This window comes from Pseudomonas sp. NPDC086278, assembly GCF_050280905.1.
Lineage (GTDB): Bacteria > Pseudomonadota > Gammaproteobacteria > Pseudomonadales > Pseudomonadaceae > Aquipseudomonas.
Genome location: NZ_JBNNWE010000065.1, coordinates 24118 through 33410, shown reverse-complemented (window position 1 = coordinate 33410; position 9293 = coordinate 24118). Strand labels below are relative to the sequence as shown.

General features: G+C 59.5%; 6 protein-coding genes and 2 pseudogenes. 3 read left to right on the top strand and 5 right to left on the bottom strand.

The features are described 5' to 3' along the window. From ACQKP4_RS19700 to ACQKP4_RS19690, 3 genes and pseudogenes are all read right to left on the bottom strand, one after another. A pseudogene (locus tag ACQKP4_RS19700) lies at nt 1-115 on the bottom strand (hypothetical protein); the annotation flags it as partial. After that, nucleotides 97-1248, bottom strand: a pseudogene (glyA, locus tag ACQKP4_RS19695) (serine hydroxymethyltransferase); the annotation flags it as partial. The pseudogenes glyA and ACQKP4_RS19700, both read right to left, overlap by 19 nt. A gap of 193 nt (nt 1249-1441) precedes the next feature. Further along, nucleotides 1442-2152 (bottom strand): TraX family protein, encoded by a 711-nt coding sequence (locus tag ACQKP4_RS19690; RefSeq protein WP_427635302.1) that lies wholly within the window; start codon nt 2150-2152, stop codon nt 1442-1444. 133 nt (nt 2153-2285) lie between these two features. Here ACQKP4_RS19690 and ACQKP4_RS19685 point away from each other — a divergent pair, with 133 nt between their 5' ends. Together ACQKP4_RS19685 and ACQKP4_RS19680 are read left to right on the top strand one after the other, a co-directional pair. Next, nucleotides 2286-3326, top strand: coding sequence for a low specificity L-threonine aldolase (locus tag ACQKP4_RS19685; protein WP_427635301.1), 1041 nt, complete (start codon nt 2286-2288; stop codon nt 3324-3326). A gap of 322 nt (nt 3327-3648) precedes the next feature. Continuing rightward, nucleotides 3649-4473, top strand: coding sequence for an SDR family oxidoreductase (locus ACQKP4_RS19680; RefSeq protein WP_427635300.1), 825 nt, complete (start codon nt 3649-3651; stop codon nt 4471-4473). 149 nt (nt 4474-4622) lie between these two features. Here the strand turns inward: ACQKP4_RS19680 and gbcB are convergent, their stop codons facing one another. Then, on the bottom strand, nt 4623-5723 hold the full coding sequence (gene gbcB / locus ACQKP4_RS19675) for a glycine-betaine demethylase subunit GbcB (RefSeq protein WP_427635299.1): 1101 nt from the start codon (nt 5721-5723) through the stop codon (nt 4623-4625). Between the two features lie 285 nt (nt 5724-6008). Here gbcB and gbcA point away from each other — a divergent pair, with 285 nt between their 5' ends. Then, complete coding sequence (gbcA, locus tag ACQKP4_RS19670) at nt 6009-7304, top strand: glycine-betaine demethylase subunit GbcA (RefSeq protein ID WP_427635298.1); 1296 nt, start codon at nt 6009-6011, stop codon at nt 7302-7304. Between the two features lie 782 nt (nt 7305-8086). On the opposite strand, the gene ACQKP4_RS19665 is transcribed toward gbcA, so the two are convergent. Further along, nucleotides 8087-9286: a retropepsin-like aspartic protease gene (locus ACQKP4_RS19665; protein ID WP_427635297.1), complete on the bottom strand. Its 1200-nt coding sequence runs from the start codon at nt 9284-9286 to the stop codon at nt 8087-8089. Nucleotides 9287-9293 lie beyond the last annotated feature (7 nt).

Sequence of the window (9293 nt, the reverse complement as noted above, 5' to 3'; positions counted from 1 at the left end):
CGCGCACTTCGATGTTCCAGTCCGGGATCTGTTTGATCAGTACTGGCAGTTCTTCATCGCTGACCTGAGGGGCGCCGGCCTGGCAGGCTTCGCAGAGCCGGCCAGCGTCACGCACTGGGTCACCTTGAAGCCACGCGTGGTCACCGCCGGGGTGCCGATGCGCAGGCCCGAGGTCACGAACGGCGACTGTGGATCGTTCGGCACGGCGTTCTTGTTCACGGTGATGTGGGCGCGACCGAGGGCGGCGTCCGCGTCTTTGCCGGTGAGGCCCTGACGGATCAGGCTGACCAGGAACAGGTGGTTGTCGGTGCCGCCGGACACTACATCGTAGCCGCGTTTGATAAACACGCCGGCCATGGCCTGGGCGTTGTCGATCACTTGTTGTTGGTAAGCCTTGAAACCTGGCTCCAGCGCTTCCTTGAAGCACACCGCTTTACCGGCGATGACGTGCATCAGCGGGCCGCCCTGTGCACCGGGGAATACCGCGGAGTTGAGCTTTTTCTCGATCTCTTCGTTGGCCTTGCACAGGATCAACCCGCCACGCGGACCGCGCAGGGTCTTGTGGGTGGTGGTGGTGACCACATCGGCGTACGGCAGCGGGTTCGGGTACAGACCAGCGGCGACCAGACCGGCGACGTGCGCCATGTCGACGAACAGCAGCGCACCGACCTTGTCGGCAATCTGCCGGAAACGCGGGAAGTCGAGGGTCTTGGAGTAAGCCGAGAATCCAGCGACGATCATTTTCGGTTTGCACTCGACGGCCAGACGTTCGACTTCGTCGTAATCGATCAGCCCGGTCTTGGTGTCGATGCCGTACTGCACGGCGTTGTAGAGCTTGCCCGAGGACGACACTTTGGCGCCGTGGGTCAGGTGACCGCCGTGGGCCAGGCTCATGCCCAGAATGGTGTCGCCCGGCTGGATCAGGGCCAGGTAAACGGCGCTGTTGGCGGAAGAACCGGAGTGCGGCTGGACGTTGGCGTAATCGGCGCCGAACAGTTGCTTGGCGCGTTCGATGGCCAGGGCTTCCACCTTGTCGACGTGCTCGCAGCCACCGTAGTAGCGCTTGCCCGGATAGCCTTCGGCGTATTTGTTGGTCAGGCCACTGCCTTGCGCTTCCATGACGCGTTTGCTGGTGTAGTTCTCTGACGCGATCAGCTCGATGTGATCTTCCTGGCGTTGTTCCTCGGCATTCATCGCCGCCAGCAGTGCATCGTCGTAGCCCTTGATCTGGTCTTGCTTGCTGAACATCGCGTCTCTCCCAGCGGCGGCTTGTGCGCCTTTCGTCTCGGTGAGGCACCTACCTTTCGGCAGTGCCCTTTGGATGCGATGGTATGACCGGCGCAGGCAGGCCAAATGCCTATGGACGCCACGCAAAGGTGCGTTTACGACATGGGCTCAAATGGCGTCCCCAAACCGGCAGCGATCCCCTGTGGGAGGGGGGTTAGGCGATGGTCTGGCGAACGGCGAGCAGGAGAAGGAAATGCCCGGGATACAGCGCATACGCCCAGCGGCGCATCGGCGGCGGCTGGATGTGTCGCGCATGTCGCAACAGGAACAGCCCCAACAATGGCGCGATCAGACACGCGACGATGCCGGGCACGGCGGAACTGTTGCCCAGCTTCGCGGCGTAATACAGCACCTGCCATTGATTGCCGGCCAGGCAGACCAGCCCCGGCAACAGGCTGAAATACCAGGAGCGGTGGATCACCAACAGCATCGCCAGCGGCAGCAGCACACCAAAAAAGCCGAACATCAGGTGATCCGTAAACAGTGCCGCCAGGCTCAACGCGATGCCCGCAAGCAATCGTGATTGCAGCGTCTTGAGTTGCCAGCCACGCGCCACCAACAGCCCCAGCGCCAGCGTGGGCAGCACGTTCAAGGTGTCGGGATCAGGAATGAACAACCGGTACGGAATTTCGCTGACGGCGCTGAACAGCAGCAACCAGCCCAGATAACGCCATTGATGCGTGACTGCGCGCGCACGCGAAACATTCGCCGCCATGGCCAGACAAAACCACGGGAACGCCAGCCGTCCGGGGACATACAGCAGATCGACGGAGTAACCGACATATCGCAGGTGATCGAGCACCATGCTCAATAGCGCCAACCACTTGAGCAGATCCAGTGCCCCATCCCTTTGCGTCATGTGCATAATCGCCCGTCGTCTTTGTATTTTTCTGTCTGACGCATCCCGTGTGCTCCCCGGATGATCTTCGGTAAAGTGCGCACCATCATTGACCACGAGGCGCTTCACCATAAGCGTCTCGACCACGGAAAGCAGGGCCATGACCGATAAGAGCCAACAATTCGCCAGCGACAACTATTCCGGTATCTGCCCTGAGGCCTGGGCAGCCATGGAACAGGCCAACCACGGCCACCAGCGTGCTTACGGCGACGATGAATGGACCGCTCGCGCGTCCGATGATTTCCGCAAACTGTTCGAGACCGACTGCGAAGTGTTCTTCGCCTTCAACGGCACCGCCGCCAACTCGCTGGCCCTGTCGTCGCTGTGCCAGAGTTACCACAGCGTGATCTGCTCGGAAACCGCCCACGTCGAAACCGACGAATGCGGTGCGCCGGAATTTTTCTCCAACGGTTCGAAACTGCTGGTCGCCCGCACCGAAAACGGCAAGCTGACGCCGGAGTCGATCCGCGAAGTGGCGCTCAAGCGCCAGGACATCCACTACCCCAAACCCCGCGTCGTGACCCTGACCCAAGCCACCGAAGTCGGCAGCGTCTATACCCCGGAAGAAATCCGCGCCATCAGCGTCACCTGCAAGGAACTGGGCCTGAACCTGCACATGGACGGCGCGCGCTTCTCCAACGCCTGCGCTTTCCTCGGCTGCACCCCGGCCGACCTGACCTGGAAGGCCGGCGTCGACGTGTTGTGCTTTGGCGGCACCAAAAACGGCATGGCGGTGGGCGAGGCGATTCTGTTCTTCAACCACAAGCTGGCCGAAGACTTCGATTACCGCTGCAAACAGGCCGGTCAACTGGCTTCGAAAATGCGCTTCCTCTCGGCGCCGTGGGTCGGGATCCTGGAAAACGACGCCTGGCTCAAATACGCCCAACACGCCAACCGTTGCGCGCAGTTGCTGGCTGAACTGGTGAGCGACATTCCGGGCGTGGAGCTGATGTTCCCGGTGCAGGCCAACGGCGTGTTCCTGCAACTCTCGGAACCCGCCATCGCCGCGCTGACCGCCAAGGGCTGGCGCTTCTACACCTTCATCGGCAACGGCGGCGCCCGCTTCATGTGCTCGTGGGACACCGAAGAAGAGCGCGTGCGCGAGTTGGCGGCGGATATCCGCGAAGTGATGTCCCGCTAAGCAGCAACCCGGCCCCCTGTGGTGAGGGGGCTTGCCGCCGCTGGGCTGCGAAGCAGTCCTGAAACCGGTAAATGCGGTGTGTCTGTTAAACCGTATGTTCAGGTTTTGGGGCCGCTTCGCAGCCCAACGGGGGCAAGCCCCCTCGCCACAAAAGCCTCCTCGCCACAAAGTCCCTCTCAGCACGAAGTTCCACCACAAAAGCCCCTCACCACAAGAGGCCGCCTGGCCGCAAAGCTCACTCGTCACTCACCACAGCGTCTTGGTCTACATTGTCCTGCGAGCCATTCCATTCGCTCAGACAACAATAATCAGGAGCGCACGCATGTCGTTGAAAGGCAAAACCCTGTTCATCACCGGTGCCAGCCGTGGCATTGGTCGTGAGATCGCGCTACGGGCCGCTCGCGATGGGGCCAATATCGTGATCGCCGCGAAAAGTGCCGAGCCGCATCCGAAATTGCCGGGCACGATTTTCAGTGTCGCCAAGGAAGTCGAAACGGCGGGCGGCAAGGCGTTGGCCCTGCAAGTGGACGTGCGTGATGAAGTCGCGGTGCGTGAGGCGCTGGCCCAGGCCAACGAACACTTTGGCGGCATCGATGCGCTGATCAACAACGCTGGCGCGATCAAACTGACCGGCGTTCAGCACATCGAGCTCAAGCGCTTTGACTTGATGCACCAGATCAACACCCGCGCGGTGTTGCTGTGCAGTCAGGCCGCCCTGCCCTATCTGAAAAAAACCCGTGGCCACATCCTTAACCTGTCACCGCCGCTGAACCTGGCGACGAAATGGTTCGCGCAATACAGCCCTTACACCGTGACCAAATACGGTATGAGCATGCTGACGCTGGGCATGAGCGACGAGTTTGCGGGATACGGCATCAGTGTGAATTCGTTGTGGCCGCAAACGATGATCGCCACCGCCGCCATTGAATTTCAGCTCGGCTCGCGGGAATCCTTCAAACACGCACGAACGCCGGCGATCATGGCGGACGCGGCTCACGCGATTCTGAGCAGCGGCGGACGCAGCCTTACCGGGCGATTGCTGATTGATGAGGAGGTTCTGCGGGAGCACGGCGCGACCGAATTCGATCATTACCGCTTCGAGCCCGGCACCGATGACAAGCTGATGCCAGACCTGTTTGTCGACTGAGACAGCGACCGTTGAGGGATACCAACACCTGTGGGAGCGGGCTTGCTCGCGAAAGCGGTGGGTCATTCGACATCAATGTTGACTGACCCACCGCCTTCGTCGGAACGCCGCCCGGAGCAAGCCCGCTCCCACATTAAGTTTGTGGTCGCTTAGAACTCGATACGCACATCGCCCTTCGGCACGCTGCAGCACGACAAGATGAACCCTTCGGCCTCGTCGTCCTCGGTGATCCCGCCGTTGTGGTCCATCTCGACCTCGCCCCCCAGCTTCATCACCTTGCACGTGCCGCAGATTCCCATCCCGCAAGCCTTTGGAATCAACAGGCCGAGCTTGGCCGCCGCGGCGTGGACGGTTTCACCCGGCGCCACGCGAATGCTTTTGCCGGACGCGGTGAATTCCACCTGGTGCAGATCCGCCACGTCGATGTCCGGTGCGTCGGCGGCGATTTCGGCTTGTTCCACCGCATCGGCCCGGGCTTCCGGTGGCGTCGCGCCGAAAGACTCTTCGTGGTAACGCGACATGTCGAAGCCGACCGCTTCGAGCATGCGCTTGACCGCGTTCATGTACGGCGTCGGGCCGCAGCAGAACACTTCGCGCTCAAGGAAGTCGGGCGCCATCAGTTCGAGCATCTTGTGGTTCAGGTAACCGCGATAACCGGCCCAAGGCTCGCCCAGACCGTGCTTCTCGCAAATCAGATGCAGGCTGAAGTTATCAATGCGCGACGCCATGTGTTCCAGCTCGCGGTGGTAAATGATGTCTTTGGGCGTGCGGGCGCTGTGGATAAACACCATGTCGACGTTGCCGTTGGTGTCATAGAACCAGCGCGCCATCGACATGACCGGCGTGATACCGACGCCGCCGCTGAGGTACAACACCTTCGGCGCGGTGAAATCCATGGCGTTGAACAGCCCGACCGGCCCGTGCACCGCCAGCTCCTGGCCTTCGTGCAGGGTGTCGTGCAACCAGTTCGAGACCTTGCCGCCCGGCACGCGCTTGATCGTCACCGAAAAGCTGTACGGCACCGACGGCGAGCTGGAAATGGTGTAGGAGCGCATGATCGGCACGCCTTCGATTTCCAGCTCCAGGGTGACGAACTGCCCCGGCTTGAAGAAGAACAGGATCGGCTGGTCGGCCATGAAGCAGAAGGTGCGCACATCCCAGGTTTCCTGGATGACTTTGACGCAACGGACGATGTGTCGACCATTGGCCCAGGTCTGGGTCGTTACCGGATTCAGGAAGCTGTTGGACATGCTGTTCTCCGTAGCCGTGTGTCGGCTTTATGTTGGCGATTCTGCGTAACGCGTGAACCACCCATTTACCTATCTGCGACATTCACATACTTATCGCGACCAGCCCCCAACTACCGGGGGTTGCGCGTCGGGAACAGAGTGGGCCATGTCGCTCGTGGATAAGGTTCTGGCCAGCGCCGGCCCCACACTCGCCCCACACAAAGACGTTTTCTTTACAGCCTTGCGTAGCAAACCGTATCAGCCACTATTTCGCGGCCACACAGAATGGCCATGAGGATCAAATCGATGGACGTCACCGCAAAAATCAGCCTGGGCGATCCGCTGGAACCCGCACGCAAGGCCACCGCGCAGATGCTGCAAGAACGCGAGCGCACCTACTCGCTGCCGCAGCCGTTTTACTCTGACGAGCGGTTGTTTGATATCGATATGCAGGAGATTTTCCAGAAAGAGTGGTTGATCGCCGGCATGGCCTGCGAAATCCCGAGCAAAGGCAACTACCTGACCCTGCAAGTCGGCAAGAACCCGATCATCGTGATTCGTGGCGCCGAAGGGGTGATTCATGCGTTTCACAACGTCTGCCGTCACCGTGGTTCGCGGCTGTGCACCAGTGAGAAAGGCAAGGTCGCCAAACTGGTCTGCCATTACCACCAGTGGACCTATGAGCTGGACGGGCGCCTGCTGTTCGCCGGCACCGAAATGGGCGCCGACTTCGACATGAAGCAATACGGCCTCAAACCGGTGAACGTGAAGACCGCCGGTGGTTACATTTTCATCAGCCTGGCGGAGAACCCGCCGGCCATTGATGACTTCCTGGCGACGCTGAGCCATTACATGGAACCGTACGACATGGAGAACACCAAGGTGGCGATCACCACCACTTTGATGGAAAAAGCCAACTGGAAACTGGTGCTGGAAAACAACCGCGAGTGCTACCACTGCAACGCGTCGCACCCGGAACTGCTGAAAACCCTGCTGGAATGGGACGACGTCACCGACCCGCGTGCCGATCAGGCGTTCAAGGACCACGTCGCCGCCTCCGCCGCTGCCTGGGAAGCCGAGAAGATCCCTTACGCCCACGCCAGTTTCGGCCTGCGCAACCGCATCGTGCGCATGCCGCTGCTCAAGGGCACCGTATCGATGACCCTCGACGGCAAACAGGGCTGCGCCAAACTCATGGGCCGCATCAAAAACCCGGACCTCGGTTCGATGCGCATCCTGCACCTGCCGCACTCGTGGAACCACTGCATGGGCGACCACATCATCGTCTTCACGGTCTGGCCGATCAGTGCACAGGAAACCATGGTCACCACCAAGTGGATCGTCCACAAGGACGCCGTTGAAGGCGTGGACTACGACGTTGACCGCATGCGCCAGGTGTGGGACGCCACCAACGACCAGGATCGTCGCCTGGCCGAAGAGAACCAGCGCGGCATCAACTCCACGGCCTACCAGCCTGGGCCGTACTCCAAGACTTATGAATTTGGCGTGGTGAACTTCGTGGATTGGTACAGCGAGCGTTTGCTGAACAACCTCGGGGCCGAGCCGGCGCCGTACCTCAAGGGCGTTCCGGTTCAGGGCTAAGGCAAAAGTTTCGCGAGCAAGCCCCACATCAGGTCGCGGGTGTTCATAGATGTTGTGAACGACACGGTCGAGTGTGGGAGCGGGCTTGCTCGCGAAAGCGCCCTCCCCAACAACACATCTCTCCTCGATATCCCTCCCTGATTTAGAACTGTACGAAATATGATCTATTCCGTTCAGACCTATACCCGCCCTGCCTCTCAGCCTTTCGCAAACAAGTTATCCACACCTCCACCCACAGCTAATGGGGACAAGTGTGAATTTGCCACAGACTTTCTCCCAGAAAACTGAAGAAAAACCGTGACTTATCCAAAAGCAGGTTTTTTCAGACTATTTGATCGTTTTTTAACCATAGACTTGAAAGCCTTGTTCCATATGGCCTGTAGAAGATCGCGAACACCTTATCCACAGAAGCGCCAACAGACTTTGGGGGCAACTTTACGAGGCCTGTGGAAAACCGTCGAAAGCCGCGATAAATCAGGGCTGGGGGCAGTCATATCGGTCAATCATAGTCGATTGATCATTATTTGATCAAAACGACGAAAGCCCCGTTTTATAAGGCCTGTAGCCGACAGCGAACATCTTATCCACAGAAGCGCCAACAGAGATTGGGGGCAACTCTGAGTACATCGCAAAAGTTATCCTCAGAAAAAACCGCGATAAAACCGTCACTTAGCCTGGTTGTTTTTTGTACTCAGGCCTACAGGGCCTGATTCATCGGGGTTGCAGCGAAGGGCGAACATGTTATCCACAGAAGTTTCAACAGCGATTGTGGGTAACCGCGATCACAGCCTGTTGAAACACGACCGGCCCGCGTCGATGTCCAGGCTCAATTCATAGTCATTGAATGCACGCCAGCCGAGCAGCAGCGAAGGCACATAACGACCGCCCAGCAAGGACGGCGGGATGGTAAAGCCCGAATAGTATTGATAAGTGATCGAACGGGTATTTCCCGACAAATCCAGCAGGCCCTTGAAGGTCTGTGCACGCCGCTTTTCGGTGACATGAATGGGCGAGCTACCCGGCGTGGAAGATGTCAGGTAGCCGACATTACCGGTATCAATAATCGCCACCGTCGTCAGACGGTCAAGGCGCGCGGCGATGGTGAGTCGTTGGTTGATGTCCATGCGCGCATAGGTCACCGGCGAATCGCAACGCGTGGCCGGCGCGGCGTTCAGCTCCAGGGTCTTGCTGCCGAATTTCAAACGCCCCAGCTTGGTAATCAGATCCAGCCCGAGCAAGTTATCCCGGTCGCTGACGAACACCAGCACATTCCGGAACTCACTCCCGCCGATCTTCAATGACGCCAGGATGCCGAGCCTGGCCGTCAGGTCATGTTCACCGTAGAAGGTGCTGTAACCGTAGTGCGAGTCGGTTAACAAGCGGATGCCCATCTGCTTCGCGGTGTCGATATTGACTCGGGTTTGCGGGGCGCCGGTGTCGACGATGAAGCGTGAAGAGACACCATTGGCGGCTTTGACATCAACGTAGGGCAACACTTCGTCGGTCACGTAACCCTCGCTGGCGTAAGCGTGAACTGCCAGCACCTCGTGGCGTTTGCTGCGGCTTACCGAGAAATCGCCGACCGCCCGCAACGTCGCAAGCGACTGGTCGCCGAACATCGAAAACATCGCGCTGAGCTCAGGGTCATTCGCGATGGCCTGAGCATGCCGCTGCTTGATCGCCAGATAGTAATCGGGGAGTTGGTTGGCGGCTTTGGACTCGAACATCCGGGCCAGCACGGAAACGGCACAACTGAGGTGTTTGTCAGCGTCCGTCACCGTGTCGCACTGTTGCTTCATCTGTGCCAGCGAAGCGTTCCGGCCCTGATCAGATGCCATCCACTGATCGAAATCAGCGGCGGCCTGCCAGGGCTCGGCCGCTGAGTGCCTGGCTAGACAAAGGCAAAAAACAGCCAGCATCAACGGCGATTTCAAGTTCGCGCCACAGATCAGGCATGTCTCACGCCGACTGACCGCTGTCATGTTCAAC